Raw genomic sequence first — 20,037 nt, forward strand, 5'->3', positions numbered from 1 at the left:
AGTAACACGATGCGGTATGAGCCGGATCGTTGTCGACTTCGCGAGCTTTATGCTGAGACCGGTATCAATCAGCGCATGGTGCACATCATAACCGGCATTTCCGAGAGCCAGCTATCTGAATATGCCAGCAACCATACCCGCATGGGGCTGGGGACAGCCGTTACGATAGCCAGAGCTTTAAAATTGCCTAGCTGTGAAATGCTCTATACCTGGAAGGTCTCAGATAAAAAATAGCGGAGCGACGGAGGCTAATGGCCTCCCGATCCGGTAAAAACTTTAGTAATTCCTAAAGTTTTTACCGCACCAATATGTCTTATGTCCTAATTATCCACCTATCCACTTGCATAATCCGTCATAATATGTCGAGTCAAGGATGCAACTCAAGGGGGTCGAGTTGCATATAATCCCTTTATCTGTAACGACTTCGTGAAGCAACCACAATTTCGCTGTTGTCGACAAATGTCGTAACATATTGTCCGTCATCTGTTGTTCTGGTACGTTTGATCCGGGTACGGTTGACTATGGTGGACTTGTCTATATAGTCGAATCCATACTTTCTGAGGGCTTGAGAAATATCCTTAAGGGTGAGCAGCGGGGCATATCCTCCATGGGTTGTGTGATAGACGGGTAGCAATTCAGAATTTTTAGTACGTCGATAGACTGAAATATAATTTACTTCGGACAAGTCGAACGCCTGAAAATCACTGTCTTCTCCTGTCCTGTTCTCGATCTTAACACCGATGATCTGCATAGTCAGTCTCCTCTTGGTGCGATTTTACTCTAATGGTAATCCGAAAGCTGATCAAAAATCTTGTTGAAAAACATGGAAGTGAGGGTTAGCGATGGCTAGACGTAAAAAGGAAGAACTGCCCCCTAAAGTCAGGAAGCGCGGTAAGGGGTATACGTACCGCTATGATGTAACCGTGGTGGATGAAGAGGGGGTACCCACCAGGAGCCAACGGGATACGAAGCAATATCCAACTCCTATGGAAGCCTATAACGCTGGCATTTTAATCGAGGCCAAATTAATTGAAGGTACTTTTGTAGATGAAGAAAACATTTTATTTATCGATTGGGCGAAGCAGGCTATAGAAATTTATGCAGCTGAGAAGAACTTGAAGCCCGGGACGGTAGAGGGAAAATATGCGCACCTGAAGCAAGCGCGGAAGGCATTCGCAGGCGTGAAATTGAAAAATATCACCCCTCTGCAAGTTAAAAACTTCTTCTTGTCTCTCCGTGACGAGCATGACCTGGGCCAGAGCGCTATCAACGGCATATACGCAACCATTCGGATGATATTCAGGTTAGCCAAGCGTATGCAGATCATTGCCAAAGACCCGTCAGAAGGATCAGTGCGGCCAGGCGCTAGACAAACCTTTAACGACTTGGAAGTGTTGGAGGCATCCGGGGCGATTCCCGAATACCTTGAGAAAGAGCAGGTTATTGAACTGCTCAAGGCAATTAAGCAGCTCGCAGCACAAGAGACACGGCCGCGGATCGCCTTCGGCTATCGTCAATTGTACCGGGTTGTATTCTTGCTTACCTATACAGGGTTGCGGATTGGTGAATTATGCGCTCTTGATGATTCCCGAGTAGACACCAAGAAGAAAACGATACGCGTAATTGCGAACCTGTATATCCCCAAGGGAGGGATACGAAAATACGAGCTTGTTACTCCTAAAAGCGACGCATCCGTGCGAACAGTTGATTTTAGCAATGCCGTGACTAGTATCATAGAGAGTCAGCGCCATGATTTGAAGACCTTCAAGCTTTTGTGCGGGGAGAAATTTTACTCTCACCCAAAAAGAAAGTTTTTGTTTGTTTCCTATAAGAGCTTCCCTGGATACCCGCTAAATGTTGCCGCTGTCGAGCACGCATTTAAACGGGCCATGGAAGCGGCCAAGCTGCCTGAATCTATCACGCCTCATAGTATGAGGCATACATTTACAAGCCTTAACGCAGAGGCTGGTGCCCCCTTGGAGGACATCCAGAAGCAGCTAGGACATTCCTCAGACGAAGTAACCAAGCGTGTATATTATCATGTTACAGAAGCCCGGAGACGCGCTAATGTCGATAAGCTAGACACCCTCATGCAAGACCTCATCTCAACCATAAATTAGCCCTTTGTGGGCAAATTGTGGGCAAATCACGAAAATGACCGCGTCACTACGCGTTTTATGATAAACTTAATTTGTCTAGTCAACTAACTAAGTAATTTAGTAAGCACTTTTTATCTATATAAAGTTGAACTAAATAAGATGGCTTCGTTCAATTAGAGAATTCCGCGAACAACAGCGATCGTAAGAACACTTCACACGTTGCCCAGAACGTAACATTCATTAGTTCAACTTATATATGATATGATGGCGAATAGAAAAGCATGTGACCGGAGGAACTTCAATGAAAATTACGGGCGATCAGCAACTGATCAAGAAGATGAACAAAGGCATAGTCCTGGATACCATTCGGCAAAAGCAGCCGCTCTCCCGGGCAGATATCTCCGCGGCGATCGGATTAAATAAAGCTACGGTATCCTCCCTGGTCGCAGAGCTGATTGACACCCAGCTGGTTACCGAGATCGGGCCGGGCGAATCCAGCGGCGGCAGGAAGCCCACCTTGCTGCTATTCAACAAACAAGCCGGCTATGCGGTCGGCGTGGACATTCGCGTTCACGATCTTCTTGTCGTTATTGTTGATCTGGAAGGCCATATCATTCGCGAGCAGAGCACCCCGCTTGCTGACTACACCACAGAAAGCGTAACGAATCAGATCAAATCCACGATCTCCAAGATCTGTGTTGATCTTCCCGCTACCCCTTACGGGGTCATCGGGATCGGGATCGGAGTTCCCGGGCTTGTAGATGAGACTCAGCAAGTCGTCTCCGCTCCCAACCTGGGCTGGAACAATTTTGATCTGGCAGGACATCTTCAGCAAGAACTTGCTCTGCCGATTTATATCGATAATGAAGCAAATGCCGGAGCCATCGGGGAAAAGCTGTACGGTGCCGGGCTGCATACCAGTGATCTCGTCTATTTAAGCATCGGAGTCGGAATCGGCTCCGGGATAGTCGTCGGCGGCCAGCTATACCGCGGCACGTCTAATTTTTCCGGTGAGGTCGGCCATATGACCATCGCCGAGAATGGACCGCTCTGCCGGTGCGGCAACCATGGCTGTTGGGAGACGCTGGCTTCCGAGAAGGCCCTGCTCGATCAGGCTGCAGCAATTTGGGGCGAGCAAGTCTCCACGATTGAAGAAGTGCTGGCGAAAGTAGAAGAGGGCAACAGCCAAGCTGTCACCCTCCTGAATGAGATCGGCACTCAGCTCGGCATCGGGCTGGCGAATCTCGTTAATATTCTGAACCCCGAAATGATCGTCATCGGCAACCGGCTGTCTCTGGCAGGCAAACAGCTTGAGCAGGCCATGCTGCACTCGATCAAAAACCGCAGCCTGTCTTATCATCGGAAGAAGACTCAAGTCGAATTTGCCAAGCTGGGAATCCGCTCCACCGCTCTGGGGGCGGCATCCATGCCAATTACGGCCTTCCTGGCGGATTCCGACGTCTCCGTGCAAGCGGAAGCCTGAAATAAGTTCAGCGGCAGCATGATGCGCTAAATATCCAGTCGCAGACTGCTGCCGGCAAGCGCCAATGCATCTTGCTCCGGCACAGGCCGGCTGATCAAGTAACCCTGAATCACATCACATCTCGAACGCTTGATATACTGGAGCTGCCGCTGGGTTTCCACCCCTTCCGCAACGACCTTCAGCCCCATTTTTCTTCCGATCAGCACGATGGCTCTCGCCAAGGATCGACTATCCCCCTCGTCCGGAACCTGCTCAATGAAGGATTTATCAATCTTCAGAGTGGTGATCGGCATCTGCTTCAGGTAACCAAGAGAAGAGTAGCCTGTCCCGAAATCATCCAGCGCAATGCTTATTCCAAGATCCCTCAACACGGTCAGGCTAGCCACCATCTCGTCAAAGGACTCCATGATCGTGCTTTCCGTGATCTCCAGCTCCAGATACTGCGGTTTTAACCCGGTCTCTCTTAGCACTTCCTGCACATGATCTGCAAAATCATCCTGCAGCAGCTGAATCACGGAGATATTAACTCCGATCAGGAAATCTCCATATCCTTCATCCTGCAATCTTTTCCCGAACCGGCACGCCTCCTTTAACACCCAGGCCCCGATCGGGATAATGAGCCGGCTGTCCTCGGCCACCTTGATAAAATTTAAGGGAGAGACAAACCCAAGCTCCGGACTGTTCCAGCGAACCAAGGCCTCAAAGCCGGAAATTCGCTCGGAATTCAGATCGACCTGCGGCTGGTAATGCAGCAACAGCTCCCCGTTCTGCACTGCTTGACGCAGATACTTTTCTAATTGTACACGTTCATAAAAGGCATGCTGGAAAGCCGGAGTAAAGACCATATACTTCCCTTTTCCGGCCTCCTTAGCTGCATACATCGCCATGTCCGCATTTTTCAAGAGCTCCTCCGGATCTGTTCCATTCTGTGGATATAGAGAAATCCCGATGCTCACCGATATATACAGTTCACTGCCCTGGATATAGAACGGCTCCTTGAACATCTCTATCAGCTTCTCGGCGTAGCGTTCCGCCTGGGCAGCCTCTCTGATGCCCTCCAGCATAATTACAAATTCATCTCCGCCCAGGCGAAACAGCATATCTCCACTGCCGATCGCCTCGGACAAGCGTTTGCTGGTCGCTGCCAGCAGCAGATCTCCTGCCTTATGCCCCAAAGTATCGTTCACATACTTGAAATTATCGGTATCGATGAAAAATAAGGCCGCATGTCGATCAGGTGTCTCGGAGAAATTCTCCAGCTCTCTCATAAAGTAATGACGGTTCGGCAAACCGCTTAATTCGTCATAATAAGCCATATAATGCAAGCGATCCTGGGAAAGCTTCAATTCATGAATGTCAATAATCGAGCCTGTCATTCTCTGCGGTTCTCCATTGGTATCGAATACAATTTTTCCACGGGCAAGGAACCAATGATATTCTCCATGTTTCATCCGAAGACGGAATTCGCATTCCAGCAGAGAACGAAGCTCCGCACAAGCCTTCCCGATCTCTCTCGCATAGACCACTGCATCATCAGGATGAATGAGATCCGAGAGCATATCCCGATTTACCTGGTCTTCCTCCTCATAGCCCAACAGTTGAAACCATCTAGGGGAGTAGTAGTTCTTGTTATGTATTAAGTCGATCTCCCAAATGCCTCCGTTCGAGGCCTCTGTTACCAGTCGATATCGCTCCTCGTTCCGCGCCAGCAATTCCTGATTATCAAGCAGCTTCTTGTAATTATCGGCCAACTCCTCCTGGGCTGCTGTCAGCTCCTCGTAAGTTGCCTCCAGCTCCTGGTAACTGTTCTGCAGCTTGATCTCGGATTCCTTTCGCTCCTGAATATCCATCCCCGCAAGAACAAAGACATCAAGATCACCTTCCAGCCCTTGAATAGAGGTGGTTCGGAACAATAAGGCAATCGTTCCCTCTCCTTCCGAACGCTTCAGGATCACTTCCCGGTCGACGGCAAATTGCATATTCAATGCTTCATCCAGCATTTGCAGCAGCTCCGGATAGTTGTCACACATGCCCTCCAGCTCATCATATGGACGATCCTCTGCCTGTTCCTCTGTAATTCCGATCAGTCGTTCGGCATATTGATTCAACCTAACCGTCCTGCCGTCAGCCTTGACCGCCCAGATAAACAGATTTGCATGCTTCAGCACATCATTTGAGAATTCCCGTTCGCCTTGCAGGGTTCTTCGCAGCCGATTGATATACAATCTGATCAGGATCGAGCCAACGATAGCCGAAATTACGATCAGGACGGCCGCCGTTATATATCGGTTGCGGATTTTCTCATTATAGTGATCGGAATGGGTAAAGAAATATCTCTGATATAGCTCCTCGAACAAAGGATCGCCTTGAACCTGAGTTATCCGCGAATTCAAATAAGATACAAGCTCGGGAGAATCCTTCCGGATTCCATAAGCGAAGTCAACCGGATAGAGTCCTCCCAGCACCATCCGGATCTCATCACTCATGGCTTCCCGAATCATCAGATAGTTAACCACATGCTGATTCTCAAACAGTAGGTCGATCTTCCCTTCTCTTAACGCATGCATCCCTTCCTGAACGGTTAGGAATGTCGAATAATCGGTAATTCCCAACTCACTCTTCAACTGCTGCTCCGTATATTGTCCGGCACCTACACCAATCCTGTAGCTGGACAATGTGTTCAAGGTGACTTCTTCCTCAAAATGAGTCCTGGCAAAAATACCTGTCGTTGTCTTCATGATCGGCTTGGAGTAACTGACCTCGCCCTTTCTTTCATCCAGAACGGCCATGAGGCCTACCGTGTCTACTTCCTTGTTATTCAGCTTTGCGTAAACCTTCTCCCAGGCATCAAAGGAATAATAAATCGAGTATTTGTCTTCTTCAAATAAAAGGCGGGTCAGATCGAGGTCAAATCCAGCAGGATAACCATTTTGGTCATACTTGAAGGGCGGGTAGTCCAGCTCGGATTGGTAGAGAATATTTTCTCGAGAGGCGTTTGCGGATTCGGGGTTTAGCAGAAATGAAGTTACCACACTCATTAACAGGAATACTGAGCTTACGAGCTGTTTCATCCTTAACCCTCCCAGGCAAGATCGTCGTGGCACTTTGGTCATAGATTAAAATTTAGTTATATTTTAACATAAATCCCTAACCCTACATAGGTTTCTTATCCTAATTTGTCGAAGAGTGCAGCGCTTGAAGACTCATTCTCCAATCTTAAGTCATTGATTTTTTCTCCAAATAGTCTCCTTGTATTTACAAACCGAAAATTATTGTGCATAATGATAAATATCACATTTGATAATGATTATCATTATTATCTTGTCCTCATATTGGATATAAGTTTATTTAATAAGGAGTATGAAGCCCATGAAAGTATCTGCCCGCAAATCTTCCCTGCAAATCGATGACTATCTGGACCTTCTGAACTTGGCTACCAACCTCGGTGATCTGAAGTGGCGGAAGGAAATTCTCCGCAAGCTGGAGTGTCTGCATACCGAATTGCAGCTTCCCGAGCCATTGTGTGAGTTGTCCGAGTAATTGACATTTAAGGGATTTTAAAGTATATTTTTTGAAAATAGAATTCTGGAAATTTGGGAAGCACCCGTAAGCTGGCAGTGAATGCCGTCTTGCAGGTGCTTTTTTCTGTATCTCCAGGTTCTATGCCTGCTCAATTCCTAAAAACGATGTAAACAAAGGAGCGATAGGATGAAGAAGTTTCTAATTTTGTTGGTGACCGGATGTCTCTTGTTGGGTGTACCTCCGGTCTCCATACTCGGAGCCTCCCCGGAATTTACGGATTCCGTGAAAGACCAGTTGAAGCTCGCCGTAGAAGACGCAGGTACCGCCCGAAAGAATTCGTTGATCAAATCGTATGATTCACTGTCAGCCCTGCAGAAGGAGCACAAGACTTGGGAGAGCAAGAACACTAGCCTCCATAATACCAATGAGGCCAAATTAAGCGGCGTAAAGAAGAAAATTACCGAACTGGATTCCGCAAAAATCCGCCAATTGGAGCAAAAGGTCAGTACGGTTAAGCAGAAATATCAGCCCCTATTCGATTCATCGGCATTAGCGAATAAGCAGCTCGCCTCTGCCAAGAAGCTGAAGGATAAAGCCTTAACTAAACTGCTGCAAACACAAGCCAACGGATTGAAAACAGCATGCACGCTGGCACGGCAGGAGATTCGAACGAGAGAGGCGGAGCTAAAGGAAGCAAAGGCAGCACGAACGCGGAAAAGTGCAGAAATTCGTAAAATATTGGGAGAAATCGATACGTGGAAAGCCAGGATCAAAACCGAAAAAAGCTCCATCTCAGCAGCGAATAAATCCTCAGCCACCGAGTGGAGCAATTTCAAAGCTGCCTTGAAGAAAAAAGATACCGACCGGATTGCCGGTGCGCTGACCCGGTTGGATACCTTATTCTCGCAAGGATTAAAGTCCCGTAAAAATATAAATGCCTACGAGGTTAAAATTGCAGAAATCCTGACCAAGGCGGAGGCAAAATTGAAGTGAAAATTAGGCTCGCAGCAGCCGGTCTGCTGTCAGGTATCGAGTAACAGCCTTGGCCGCTTGCCGGCCCTCTTGAATGGCCCATACAACAAGACTCTGGCCGCGGCGCATGTCTCCTGCTGCGAACACACCTTCCACATTCGTGGAATACGTCCCCTCCGCCGCCTTTACATTGGACCGTTCATCCCTTTCAATACCAAGCTGTATCAGCAGACCATCCTCCGGGCCGGTAAATCCAAGCGCAAGCAGCACCAGATCGGCCGGAACCCTACGCGCCGTCCCTTCGATCTCATGAGGAACGAGCCTGCCCTGAGCATTATGCAACCACTCGATCTCTACAATTTCTAACCCGGTAAGTTGCCCGTTATCATCACTCAGGAATTGGCGGGTGGAAGTTAAGAAACGGCGCGGCTCCTCACCGAATACTTCGACTGCCTCCTTCTGTCCATAGTCCGTCTTCATGACCTTGGGCCACTCCGGCCATGGATTGTCCGGCTGACGGGATAGCGGAGGCATCGGCATAATTTCCAATTGATTCACGGACTTACAGCCATGCCTGATTGCTGTCGCCACACAGTCCGTCCCGGTATCGCCTCCGCCAATCACAATTACATGCTTATCCTTGGCAGAGATGTGTCGTCCATCCTCCAGACCGGAATCAAGCAAGCTGCGGGTATTCAGGGTCAGAAACTCCATAGCTTGATAGATGCCGTCGGCCTCTCTTCCTGGTATAGGCAAATCACGGGCAAGGGTAGCTCCCCCGCACAGCACAACAGCATCATAATCCTTCTTCAAGGAATCGACCGGAAGATCTTTGCCTACCTCACAACAAGTCACAAACTTGATTCCCTCCGCTTCAAGCAATCGCACACGTCGTTCCACGGAACTCTTCTCCAGCTTCATGTTAGGGATGCCGTACATTAGCAAGCCACCGATTCGATCGGCCCGCTCGAAGACGGTTACCATATGACCCGCCTGATTCAATTGGTCTGCGCAGGCCAGACCGGCAGGACCAGATCCGACAACAGCAACCTTGTAGCCCGTCCTTCTCTCCGGTGGCTCGGGCTGAATCCAGCCTTCCAGGAATCCACGGTCAACGATCGACTTCTCGATGTTCTTAATCGTCACCGGCGCTCCATGCTTGCCAACCGTACATGCGCCTTCACAAGGTGCCGGACACACTCTGCCAGTAAATTCAGGAAAGTTATTTATCTTCTGCAGCCGCTTGAGAGCCTCCTTCCAGTTCCCCCGGTACACAAGGTCATTCCACTCGGGAATTAAATTGTGGAGCGGACAACCTGAAGCCATCCCGGAGAGCATGCGTCCAACATGGCAAAATGGGGTCCCGCAATCCATGCAGCGCGCTCCCTGAGTTCTTAGCTGCTCCTCATTCATCGGAACGGAGAACTCTGCCCAAGAGGATATCCGCTCCAGGGGTTCCAATTCCCCGGGAACCTCCCTCTCATATTCCATAAATCCAGTTGCCTTGCCCATACAATTCATCCCCTTTATAGATTCGATTTTTAAAGTTCCAGCCTCACTGTCGCTTCCCTGCTATAAAGCGTTAAAATATCAGGGTGCAGATAGACCCGTTCCTTCTAAATGTAATTATGGTAGCATCGCAGCGCTTCCCTGAGTAATGAAGAATATCACTGTTCTTATCCGCTCTGCCGGCAATAAAATAGCCGGTCAGGGATAGATGCTCCTGACCGACTGATGTCTCGGTGTTCTATTATTTAAAATCGCCCTATAATCTAGACCGGCATTTCCGTGGTATGCTCATTCGTCTTCTGGTACCTCGCGGTTCCCAAAGCGTTCATTGCCTACAAAAAGCTTGCCGCGATATTCAAAGGGGGAAATACCTTCCAGCTCCTTAAACACCCGTGAAAAATGCCGTGTATTCTCAAAGCCGACTGCTGCACTGATCTCCGACAGCTTGAGCGAGCCTGTTCCGATCAGTTCCTTTGCCTTACGAATTCGGACCTTCTTCAGATAAGTGACAAAGCTCTCGCCGGTATAAGCCTTGAATGCCTCACTGAAGTAGGAATAATTCAAGGATACGTAGTTGCTGACAATGGCCATGTTCAAGGGACGATGATAGTTGTTTTCGATATAGTCCACCGCATCCTTCATGTCCCCATTCTCGCTATGTGCGGAACGAATCTCCTTGATATACTCGTTCAGGCTGAACAGCAGCTGCTCCAGCGAACGAAAATAGTCATGGAAATGACGGAAGTTGAACAGATCTCCCACTTTGCGGTAGAGCTTGATGACCTCCACCGATGCCTCCCCGTACATTCGGAATACTTCATCAAGGACCTGTTCGTTGATTCGCTTGCTAACCGCGGATAAATAGTCGATGTCTAGGCCTGCCAGTTGATCAATCCTGAAAATCTCATGCAGCAGCAGGCCAATATCCTTATCCTGATTTGTGCCCAGAATATTACCCAGCTTCCGGATATCTTCCTTCGGAACAGTATAGCGGGGCCGTTCCGCAGGCAGCTCTTTGAACCAGATCAAGCGTGTCTTCGGAAATACAAAAGTGTAGCTTAGAGATTCGACCGCCTGACGGTAACACTCGGCAAGTTCCTCCAACCGGCTTCCTTCTTTGCTGATTCCGATCAGCAGGCCGTCAAGCTCCTTTTCGGCAGCCAGATTGGACAGTTCCGCAAACTTAGACTGCGGCCCACCTACCAGCACAACCCTTCCTTCCCGATCGAGCAGGCAAGCGTTCAGTTGGCCGTCAATGCTCTCGTACATATGCTCGGCCAATGACTTCAGCTCATCCTTCTTCATACGGCTGCCATCTTCATATATATAAGTCAGCACCGCTACAGAGAAAGGAGAAGTATAACGCTCAAAGCCTATCTCCGCGCTCCAAAGCTTCATTTCTTCCTCTTCGAAATCATTCATCAGCAGGAGGGCCAGAAGGATACCCGACTGAACCTGCTGCCGATAGCTCTCCGTGACGGAAAGCTGCTCGGCAATCTGGGAACGCTTGGTTAAAGTATCCTTACATTTACGCAGCGCTCCGAACAATTCGTCCCTGCGAATCGGCTTCAGCAAATAATCTACCGCTTGATACCGGATAGCTGCTTTAGCATATTCGAAGTCTTCATATCCGCTCAAAATGATTACCAGCGGTTTTCCGGCTTGGGCATTCGGCAATGGTTCGGAAGCAAGCCGCTCAATCAGCGTAATTCCATCCATGATCGGCATGCGGATATCGGTCACCACAATTTCCGCTCCTTCGGCCCGGTATAATTCAAGTGCCTCAGCCCCTTGGGCCGCGGTAATCAATTCAAATTCCTCAGAGAACTCACGTTCAATCATCGTCTTAAGTCCGAGACGGATATTTTTTTCATCATCAACGATCATCAGTTTTGTCATCCGTGCCTACCCTCCCTGTTAGCAGCACTTTCGGCAAAGTCATCTCAACTCGTGTATATTCACCTTGCTCACTAAATACGCTCAGACCATATTCTTGACCGTAAAAAAGTCGGATTCGCTCCTGTACATTGCTCAGGCCAATTCCATATGGGCTTGGCTCCGGTCGGAAGCCTCTCGGTACCTTATCGGTAAGTCCGACCATCTCCAGTTCCTGGTTCAACTCCTTCAGTACCTCTTGTTCAATCCCCACACCGTTGTCTGTCACGATCATCCGTACCGCATTCTGCTCCCGGCTCTCCACCCGAATTTTAATCTCTCTTGTTCCAGGCTCTTCTCCGGTCCAGGCGTGTTTAACTGCGTTCTCAACAATAGGCTGAAGGGACATCTTTAGCATTTCCATCTCCATGTACTCTTCAGGAATGTCCAGCTGAAGCTGGATCGGCTCATCAAAGCGTATATTCATGACCTCGGTATAATTCTCGATATGTCGAATCTCATCGTAAAGCTTCACATACTCGCCAGACCATTTAAAATTGTATCTCATCATTCCGCCAAGCGAGGTCAGTGCGTCTGATATTGCCCGCTGGTTCTCGATCTCCGCTAGCATCTTTATATTCTCCAAGGTATTGTACAGAAAATGCGCATCAATCTGATTATGCAGCGTGCGGAGTTCCGCTTCTTTGGTTAGAGCCTGCTTGTATACAGCTTGGGCTACCAACGTATTAATCGTATTCATCAGCTTGGAGAAATGATGCGCCAATTCTCCGACCTCGCCCCCGCCACGAATAACAATTCCACTGTAAGTTTCCCCTCTGCGAACCTTCTTCATCTCTTCGGTCAGCAGACGCAGGTTTTTCAAAATAAATGCATTTGAAACATAAGCAATCAGGGTTACGAGCGTGATAAACCCGATATTGGCACCGATGAGTATATTTCGTGTATGTGATATTTCCTCTAGCACACTGTCCATCGAGACGATATTCAGCAAATCTGCATTAATGCGTTCAATCGGCTTATGCAGCAGAAGAAATGAGTTTCCGTTTTCCGTGTAATTGATATCCCAATTTCCTGTAGCTTTATATTGTTGCAGCCTTTCCTCAATGACCGCGCTCATCTCGGGATTAGCAGCCAGGAAAGAATCCTGAGCCCGAGTAAAAATTTGGAATTCGTTATCCACAATAAGCATTTGGGACTGGCTGTCTTGAATCACGGAGTATGTCCTTGGACTGAATTTTTCCAACAACATATCCACCTGCACCATCCCGACATGATGAATATTCCTCGGAATACTCATTTCACGAAGCAACGATACCTTAGGCGTCTCCGCCGGGGTCTGCCCATGATATCGATAGATGATGTCCGCATCATTATATAGAAAAGACCACGATTCCATTCCCTTCATCTCGATGGCCTTTTGATACCAAGGCTCATTGACAACACGGCTTTCCCTGAAAAAAATTGGCCAGATCTCGGTTACTTTGCTGCTGGAGAACAGACGGAGATGCTCCACATTCGGATTGTAATACTGGATACGTGTCAAACTTTTAAAAACGTTATTATTGAAATTAACCAATTCTTCCGCATCAGGCTCATTTGTATTGGACAAATACTCTTGTACATCGATATCATCGTAAGCAACCTGAACTGCTCGGACCATCGATTCGATCTGGGTTTGAATATGGAGCTCTTCCATATCCAGTAAGGACTCATTCTTTTCTCTGGCATCACGAATGTACATATTATTAATCAATCCAAAGGAATAATAGGACACCAAGACGCTGGGTCCTAAAATAATAAAAATATAGGCCGCAATAAGGCGGCTCTGCAAGGAGCGGCGTCCAAACCAGTATTTAAATGAATCCCACAATGATATCGAGCGCTTGGTTCTCTTCATGGACCTAACTCCTTTTAATAAACACCCAAAAGCCCGCGAGCCGCGGGCCATTTGGGCAGAACTATAGAATCGGTATTACATACCGAGCTTCGTTTTGTTCTCTTCGTATTTCGTTTGTTGGAAAGCCTCAACTTTTGCGAGTCCCAGATCTTCTTGTTTCTTGATGTAGTCTGCCCAGATCTTGTCGAACTCTGCTTCGGAAGAAGCCATCAGGAGCTTAGGCAATGTCTTGCCGCGCAGATCCTTGATCTTGCTCAGAATGATGCCCTCATCAGAGTTAGCCAGTGGATCGATTTCGTTGTATTCGGAGATACTTACCGTCTTGCCGCGAGTCCAATCTTCCAACTGTTTGTAAGGTTCAACCGATTGAGGAGTCCATTGATACGTAATATTCGTATCTTGCATCATCCAGAAGGTGAACGAAGAGCCGTATTGCTTGTCGAACGCGGAACGGTCTGTATTCATCAGATCAAATACTTCTGGCTTGAATTGATCTTTGCCGTCAATTGTATCATAGCTTACGCCTTTTTCTCCAAGGTAAAGGTCTTTCTGTCCTTCTTCACTCATCAGGTAGCTCAGGAACTTGATGGCACGCTCTTTATCCTTAACATCCTTGGAAATCAGAGTTACTGTCCATCCGGAAATGGCTGGGCCGTTAAGTGTTGGAGCATCCAGGTTTGTATTTGCAGGACCATCTACAGCAATGTAGATCTTGTTAGGATCCTGTTGGTACAACGTACCCAATTGAGCTGCAAAGTCAGTGCGTTGGTACAACATTGCAAAGTAACGTCCCTGCACGATTTTTTCTTCCATTTGAGCGCGCTTGTCAATGAAGATATCCTTCGCCAGCAAGCCTTGCTCGTTAGCATCGCGCAATGTCTTCAACCAGCGAACATATTCAGGATCGGTTTCACGATTATACAGCTTGCCGTCTTTTTCTCTCGGAATAGCCAGGAAGTTTTGAATGTAGCCTTCCAGAGAGTCGTTGCCTGTTTGAGTGAACTCATGCAACCCAAGTGGAATGATCGGTTGTCCATCGATTTCCGGGAACATTTCTTTAGCTTTCTTCAGTGCTCCCACAAAGCCTTCTGGAGTCCGCATATCCGGGCTGCCGATGGCTTCATAGATGTCCTTGCGAACTACGAATGTTTGGTTGGATACATAAGTGTCTCCGTATTTCTCGTAGTCTTTAGGGGACGAGGAAGAGTTAGGGTATCCATATACATTACCGTCTGCTTGTGTATACCAGCCCAGTTTGTCAGGGTCTGCCACTTTGAAGAAGTACGGATCATATTCTTCAGCAAGTTTGTTCAGCGGCTCAACGAGACCGCCTTCGATCATTTTCTTCACACCATCTTCATACCAGCCGAGCGTAATGAAGTCTGGCAGTTTACCGGAAGCAATCAGTGTGTTTAACTTTTCGTTCTCGTTACCAGCTGGAACGATGAAGTCAATATTAACACCCGTCTTTTTAGTCACATATTGGGATGTCGGGTCAACGCCCCATTTGTTAGGGAACCAAGCAAAGTTCAGGTACCATTCAAACGTAATTGGAGACGTGTCGGATTTCCAGCCCGGTTCATCAGCCGATGGTGTAGCAGCCGGCTCGGACGGAGTATTTGTATCCGTCGTTGCTGCGTTGTTAGCGTTTTCTGTTTTGGCCGTGTTATTGCTGTTGCTGCCACATGCCGCCAGAGAAAGAACCATGATACATGCCATCAGAAGCATCATCATTTTTTTGGACTTACTTTTCATGCCCATGCTTTTTACCCCTTTTCTGAACTTATATAATGTAGTGCTATAATGTGCAACTCCAAAGCCGCCGCAAGGCGGCCCGGAGGAGTTACTGAAGGTATTCGGGCCTTTCTAATTAGCCCTTGATGGAACCGATCATCATCCCTTTAACAAAATAACGTTGCAGGAACGGATAAGCAAACACAATCGGCATTGTTGTAACAACCATGGTAGCCAGCTTAATTGATTGCGAGGTAACCGTCTTGGTTACCGCACTTCCTTGAACCGCTGTGGTCATAATGTTAGAGCTGGACTGAGCCACGACCCGGTACAAGAAGGTCTGAATCGGTTGCAGTGATTCCTTATTCACGTAGATAATCCCTGCAAAGTAGTCATTCCATTGGTATACCCCGTGGAATAGTGCAATTGTAGCGATAACAGGCATCGATACTGGCAATACAATTTTCAAGAAAATGGTCCAGTCGTTGGCTCCGTCGATTCTTCCCGCTTCCTCGAGACCATCCGGAATTTCCCGGAAGAAGGTCATGAAGATAATCAGATCAAAAAAGCTAAACAGTACCGGTATAATATAAACCAAGAAGTTATCTAGCAGGTTTAAGTCTCGAATCAGCAAGTAAGTTGGAATCAGACCGCCGGAGAAGATCATCGTGATCGTTCCCATGATAATATAGAAGCGCCCTGCAATCAGTTCTCTGCGCGAGAAAGCATAAGCAACCATGGCGGTGAAAAATACGTGTGCTACTACTCCAAGAATCGTCTTCGCAATGGTAAGCCCCATGGCGGTCATGATCCCCGGGTTAGCGAATACCGCCTCAAAGTTCTCAAGGCTGAACACCCGCGGCCACCAATAAATACCGCCCAGCATCGCATCCTTACCATCATTGAAGGCATTAATCAGTACGTACCAAATGGGATACAATGTGACAAAACAGATCAGAAGCATCCCAAAATTATTAACGAAATCGAAGACAACTTCGCCTTTTGTTCTGCGGCTAGATAAAAACATGTGCGGATCCTCCTTTGCCTAAAACAACGAAGTGTCGTTGAGTTTTTTGGATACTTGGTTTGCTATCAACAGCAAAGTGATTGCGATAACTGACTTGAACAATCCCACAGCCGTTGAATAGGAGAATCGGCCCTGTGAAAGTCCCGTATAGTATACGTAGTAGTCAATAACGTTACTTGCGCTGTCATTCAATGAATTTCGCAATACCAAGATTTGGTCAAAGTTGGAATTCATCACACCGCTGACGGCGAGAATAAACAGGATGCTGATCGTTGCTTTAATTGCCGGCAGCGTAACGTACCACATTTGCTGGAACCGTCCGGCACCATCAATTCTTGCTGCTTCATACATTTCAGGAGAGATACTCGTAATCGCCGCCAAATAAATAATTGCGGACCAGCCAAGCTCTTTCCAGATATCCGAAGTAATGACAATGGTCCAAAAGTATTTCGGCTCAGCCAGAAACGAGATCGGCTGATCAATGAGATTCAATGCCATAAAGATCTTGTTAAAGATCCCTATATCCGAGAGCCATGTTGCTAAGATTCCGCCTAATACAACCCAGGACAGGAAGTGAGGCAGGTAAGAAATCGTCTGAATGGACTTCTTGAATCGTAAGGAACGCACCTCATTCAGGAAAAGTGCAAAAATAATAGGAAGAGGGAATGTCGCTAGCTTCAGCAAGCTAATCCCGAGCGTATTCCTCATAACGTAGCCGAAATTTTCATCAGCCAGAAACTCTTTAAAATGCTCTAGTCCTACCCAGGGGGCTTCTGAAATTGTTCTGATAATATCATAGTCCTTAAATGCAATAACAACGCCGTACATTGGAATGTAGTTAAAAATAATCATCCACGCGATGCCGAGCAGCGCCATAATTTGAATATGCCGCTGTGTGTAGAGCTTTCTCAGCCATTTCCGCCTCTTATCGGGCGGCGTATTTGTTTGTATCGCGGCTGTGGGCTGTGAAGACTGTTGTATGTCCATCCCCTTTGACCTCCAAGCTGTCTATTTCTGATTTGAAAGCACTTTCACCTATCACACTAATATTGTACTTGGGATGACCTGCTAGAGTAAGGCATCAGATTTCGTATCCAAGGTATCATTTTTCGGGTTGACTTCATAAAAGTATCATTTGATTTCCTGAAGAAGCAGCATGTATGATGAGTACAAAGATGTACTCCCACAACGGACAGCATCAGAATTATACTATTGGGTCTCATTTTCAGGGGGTCTTAGATTGGAAAAGGAACTCAACTACTCACAAATTGAGAGTATTCTCAACTCTTCCGCATTGCTCCGTTCCATCGATTTGATGGGCGTCGGGCTTGCCGTAACCAATCCGAATCTTAAAGACAACCCGCTTGTTTACGTGAATAAAGGCTTTGAGATGATCACCGGTTATACCAAGGAAGAGGTTATAATGCGCAATTCACGGTTTCTCCAAGGTGAAGAGACCGATAAGGATCACTTGGATGTTATTAGAAATGCAATAAAACAAGGAAAAGCCGCCACGGTGACTATTAAAAATTACCGAAAAGACGGCACGACCTTTTGGAACCAATTTATTATTAGTCCTGTCTATGATTCCAAAGACAAGCCTGCTTACTTCATCGGGCTCCAATTCGATGTGACAAACGAGGTTGAGGCGCAGCAGGAATCCAGACAGCAGATCCGCCAACTCTCCTACTTTGATCCTGTTACCGGACTTTTGAATATGGGACGGTTTCAGGAAGCAGCACAGGAGGATCTCGCTATCCTTGAATACGAACACCGAAGCGGCGCTGTGTTACGAGTTAACTTGAATCGCTTCCGTTACATAAATGAAAGTTATGGAGAAGCCGCAGGTAATGAATTGCTGATCGGCGTAGCCGAGCGAATCAGCAGCGAGGTCGACAAAGACGCGCTTGTATGCCGCAGCTTTGCAGATGAATTCATTATTTTTCTCAATCAAATTAGCAATCCCCTTCAAATACATACTATAGCCAGTAAATTATACGACTCTTTGAAGCAGCCGTTTATCATGGCCGACGATGAAATGAGCATCAGTTTTGCTATGGGCATCAGCATCTTTCCGGACGATGGGGCAGATGTCTCCCTATTGCTGAAGCACGCGGAGCTCGCCATGAAAGAAGCCAAGACCGAAAATATAAGCAACCCTCATTATTTTGACTATTACTTAATGGACAAGCTGAACGAACGGGTAAATATGGAGAAGAGACTGCCGCGCGCGCTTGCCGAAGGAGAATTCGAGCTCTTTTACCAGCCGAAGATCCATGCAGTCACAATGGAGATTATCGGGATGGAGGCCTTGCTGCGCTGGAATGATCCGGAGGAAGGAATGATCTCTCCCGCTTCCTTCATTCCGATTGCCGAAGAATGCGGCTTCATTGTCGAGCTTGGCGAATGGGTGCTGTGGGAGGCCTGCCGAACCAATAAGCGCTGGCAGGATCAGGGACTGCCGAAGCTGCCTATCTCCGTCAATGTATCCGCCGTCCAATTCAAGCATCCGCAGTTTGTACAGACCGTGGGGACTGTACTGGAGAAGACCGGACTGGCACCGGAATTTCTTGAGCTTGAGGTTACGGAATCGCTGCTCAACGAGCCTGCGCTAATCAAGGACCGGCTGGATTCCTTAAAAGGGCGCGGCATAAACTTGTCCATTGACGATTTCGGAACAGGCTACTCCTCGATTTTTTACTTAAAAGAACTGCCCTTGCAGATTTTGAAGATTGACCGGACCTTCATACAGAATACCCCGCACTCACAGCGCGACAGCTTGCTGCTCCGTTCAATCATTCAGCTTGGCAAGTCCTTGGGCTTGACCGTTCTTGCCGAAGGCGTAGAGACGGAACAGCAGCTCCAATTTTTGCGGGAAAATGAATGTGATCAAATTCAAGGCTATTATTATAGTAGACCGGTAGATTGCACGGCGATGACCCGGATGCTGGAAGACGGAAGCACGAACCATAATCTTTGCTAAATATAATAGATAGTTCTCTCAGACAGACATTCTGATCTGCCATGGACGACTGGAGGTAATTGAAATTGATTGAGCTAAAGGCGAAAGACTATAGTCAGGCAACCGCGCTTCTGAAGCAGGTGCCGTTCAACACCTGGTTTGCCCAAGCTGTGCTTCAAGGGTTAAGCCCAGGCCGGGTATTTGTTGATCAACTGGAGCATCCGGAAGCCTGCTACATCCAATCGGCCTACGGCATGTCAATCTTGTGCGGCGAGAGTCATACCCCTGAATTTCTGGAAGCCTTGACCGGGTATCTCGGAAATGAACACAAACAGCGGGTAGAACGGGAATGGCTGCAGGTTTACCCTGATTCATGGAATGTTCTGCTTCGGCGTCTTGCCGAGGATGGCCCAGTCGAGGAGAATACCCGGGTCAATTTTACGTTTAATCGTGCTTTTTTTCAGAGCCTAGTAGACCAAAGCAGTTCGATGCAATGCGAGATTGTAGCTATTGACGAGAAGCTCTTCCATGAATTCGATGGAGCGGTGGTTCCCCGCCACTTCTGGAAGAACGCCGATCAGTTCGTTGCTGCGGGAGCCGGATTTTGCGTCCTGGAACAGGGCCGTCCAGTATCCGTGGCCTTCTCCGCTTATCGGGTGGAGAATTGTCTGGAGATTGGAATCGAGACCGTCAAAGAGGCTCGGGGTAACGGCTACGCTATCCAGGCCAGCATTGCGCTGATCCATTATTGTCTGGAGCATCACCTTGAACCGGTCTGGGCCTGCCGTAGGGAGAATGAGGGCTCCTACCAATTAGCCCAGAAGCTCGGATTCGTTCCAACCTTATGTATTCCTTATTATCTTCTTAAGCCATAAGTCAAAAGCACCCATAGAGATGTGTAAATTGAAAGAGGATGTCCCGAAATACTGCGTCTTT

Annotated in this window: 15 protein-coding genes; 7 read left to right on the forward strand and 8 right to left on the reverse strand. The window is 47.6% G+C overall.

What is annotated here, in order from left to right; translation table 11 throughout:
* Nucleotides 1-9 precede the first annotated feature (9 nt).
* On the forward strand, nucleotides 10-234 hold the full coding sequence (locus tag TX85_RS15750) for a helix-turn-helix domain-containing protein (protein ID WP_044480486.1): 225 nt from the start codon (nucleotides 10-12) through the stop codon (nucleotides 232-234).
* 175 nt (nucleotides 235-409) lie between these two features.
* On the opposite strand, the gene TX85_RS15755 is transcribed toward TX85_RS15750, so the two are convergent.
* The gene (locus TX85_RS15755; RefSeq protein ID WP_044480488.1) at nucleotides 410-751 is read right to left on the reverse strand and encodes a LytTR family transcriptional regulator DNA-binding domain-containing protein; all 342 of its coding nucleotides are present in this window, start codon (nucleotides 749-751) and stop codon (nucleotides 410-412) included.
* Between the two features lie 91 nt (nucleotides 752-842).
* Between TX85_RS15755 and TX85_RS15760 the strand changes: the two genes are divergently transcribed.
* Nucleotides 843-2,120: a tyrosine-type recombinase/integrase gene (locus TX85_RS15760; protein ID WP_044480489.1), complete on the forward strand. Its 1,278-nt coding sequence runs from the start codon at nucleotides 843-845 to the stop codon at nucleotides 2,118-2,120.
* A 280-nt stretch (nucleotides 2,121-2,400) separates the two neighbouring features.
* Nucleotides 2,401-3,582, forward strand: coding sequence for an ROK family transcriptional regulator (locus tag TX85_RS15765; protein WP_044480490.1), 1,182 nt, complete (start codon nucleotides 2,401-2,403; stop codon nucleotides 3,580-3,582).
* Between the two features lie 26 nt (nucleotides 3,583-3,608).
* On the opposite strand, the gene TX85_RS25420 is transcribed toward TX85_RS15765, so the two are convergent.
* Nucleotides 3,609-6,653 (reverse strand): EAL domain-containing protein, encoded by a 3,045-nt coding sequence (locus TX85_RS25420; protein ID WP_049894992.1) that lies wholly within the window; start codon nucleotides 6,651-6,653, stop codon nucleotides 3,609-3,611.
* A gap of 298 nt (nucleotides 6,654-6,951) precedes the next feature.
* Between TX85_RS25420 and TX85_RS27055 the strand changes: the two genes are divergently transcribed.
* Nucleotides 6,952-7,122, forward strand: coding sequence for a hypothetical protein (locus tag TX85_RS27055; RefSeq protein ID WP_187375166.1), 171 nt, complete (start codon nucleotides 6,952-6,954; stop codon nucleotides 7,120-7,122).
* A 168-nt stretch (nucleotides 7,123-7,290) separates the two neighbouring features.
* Nucleotides 7,291-8,097, forward strand: a complete 807-nt coding sequence (locus TX85_RS15775; RefSeq protein ID WP_044480491.1) for a hypothetical protein — start codon at nucleotides 7,291-7,293, stop codon at nucleotides 8,095-8,097.
* A gap of 3 nt (nucleotides 8,098-8,100) precedes the next feature.
* Here the strand turns inward: TX85_RS15775 and TX85_RS15780 are convergent, their stop codons facing one another.
* From TX85_RS15780 to TX85_RS15805, 6 genes are all read right to left on the reverse strand, one after another.
* Nucleotides 8,101-9,588: a glutamate synthase subunit beta gene (locus tag TX85_RS15780; RefSeq protein WP_044480492.1), complete on the reverse strand. Its 1,488-nt coding sequence runs from the start codon at nucleotides 9,586-9,588 to the stop codon at nucleotides 8,101-8,103.
* Nucleotides 9,589-9,873: 285 nt separating this feature from the next.
* Nucleotides 9,874-11,484: a response regulator gene (locus TX85_RS15785; protein ID WP_044480493.1), complete on the reverse strand. Its 1,611-nt coding sequence runs from the start codon at nucleotides 11,482-11,484 to the stop codon at nucleotides 9,874-9,876.
* On the reverse strand, nucleotides 11,462-13,378 hold the full coding sequence (locus TX85_RS15790) for a sensor histidine kinase (RefSeq protein WP_044480494.1): 1,917 nt from the start codon (nucleotides 13,376-13,378) through the stop codon (nucleotides 11,462-11,464). Before TX85_RS15790 ends, TX85_RS15785 begins: the two co-directional genes overlap by 23 nt.
* Nucleotides 13,379-13,453: 75 nt before the next feature.
* Nucleotides 13,454-15,139: an extracellular solute-binding protein gene (locus tag TX85_RS15795; protein ID WP_044480495.1), complete on the reverse strand. Its 1,686-nt coding sequence runs from the start codon at nucleotides 15,137-15,139 to the stop codon at nucleotides 13,454-13,456.
* 109 nt (nucleotides 15,140-15,248) lie between these two features.
* The gene (locus TX85_RS15800) at nucleotides 15,249-16,139 is read right to left on the reverse strand and encodes a carbohydrate ABC transporter permease (RefSeq protein ID WP_044480496.1); all 891 of its coding nucleotides are present in this window, start codon (nucleotides 16,137-16,139) and stop codon (nucleotides 15,249-15,251) included.
* Nucleotides 16,140-16,157: 18 nt separating this feature from the next.
* The gene (locus TX85_RS15805) at nucleotides 16,158-17,126 is read right to left on the reverse strand and encodes an ABC transporter permease (protein WP_044480497.1); all 969 of its coding nucleotides are present in this window, start codon (nucleotides 17,124-17,126) and stop codon (nucleotides 16,158-16,160) included.
* Between the two features lie 253 nt (nucleotides 17,127-17,379).
* Here TX85_RS15805 and TX85_RS15810 point away from each other — a divergent pair, with 253 nt between their 5' ends.
* Together TX85_RS15810 and TX85_RS15815 are read left to right on the forward strand one after the other, a co-directional pair.
* Complete coding sequence (locus tag TX85_RS15810; protein WP_044480498.1) at nucleotides 17,380-19,122, forward strand: GGDEF domain-containing phosphodiesterase; 1,743 nt, start codon at nucleotides 17,380-17,382, stop codon at nucleotides 19,120-19,122.
* 65 nt (nucleotides 19,123-19,187) lie between these two features.
* A complete protein-coding gene (locus tag TX85_RS15815) occupies nucleotides 19,188-19,976 on the forward strand; it encodes a GNAT family N-acetyltransferase (RefSeq protein WP_049894994.1) in 789 nt (262 codons plus the stop codon).
* Nucleotides 19,977-20,037 lie beyond the last annotated feature (61 nt).

The organism is Paenibacillus antibioticophila, from assembly GCF_000455265.1.
Classification (GTDB): Bacteria; Bacillota; Bacilli; order Paenibacillales; family Paenibacillaceae; genus Fontibacillus; species Fontibacillus antibioticophila.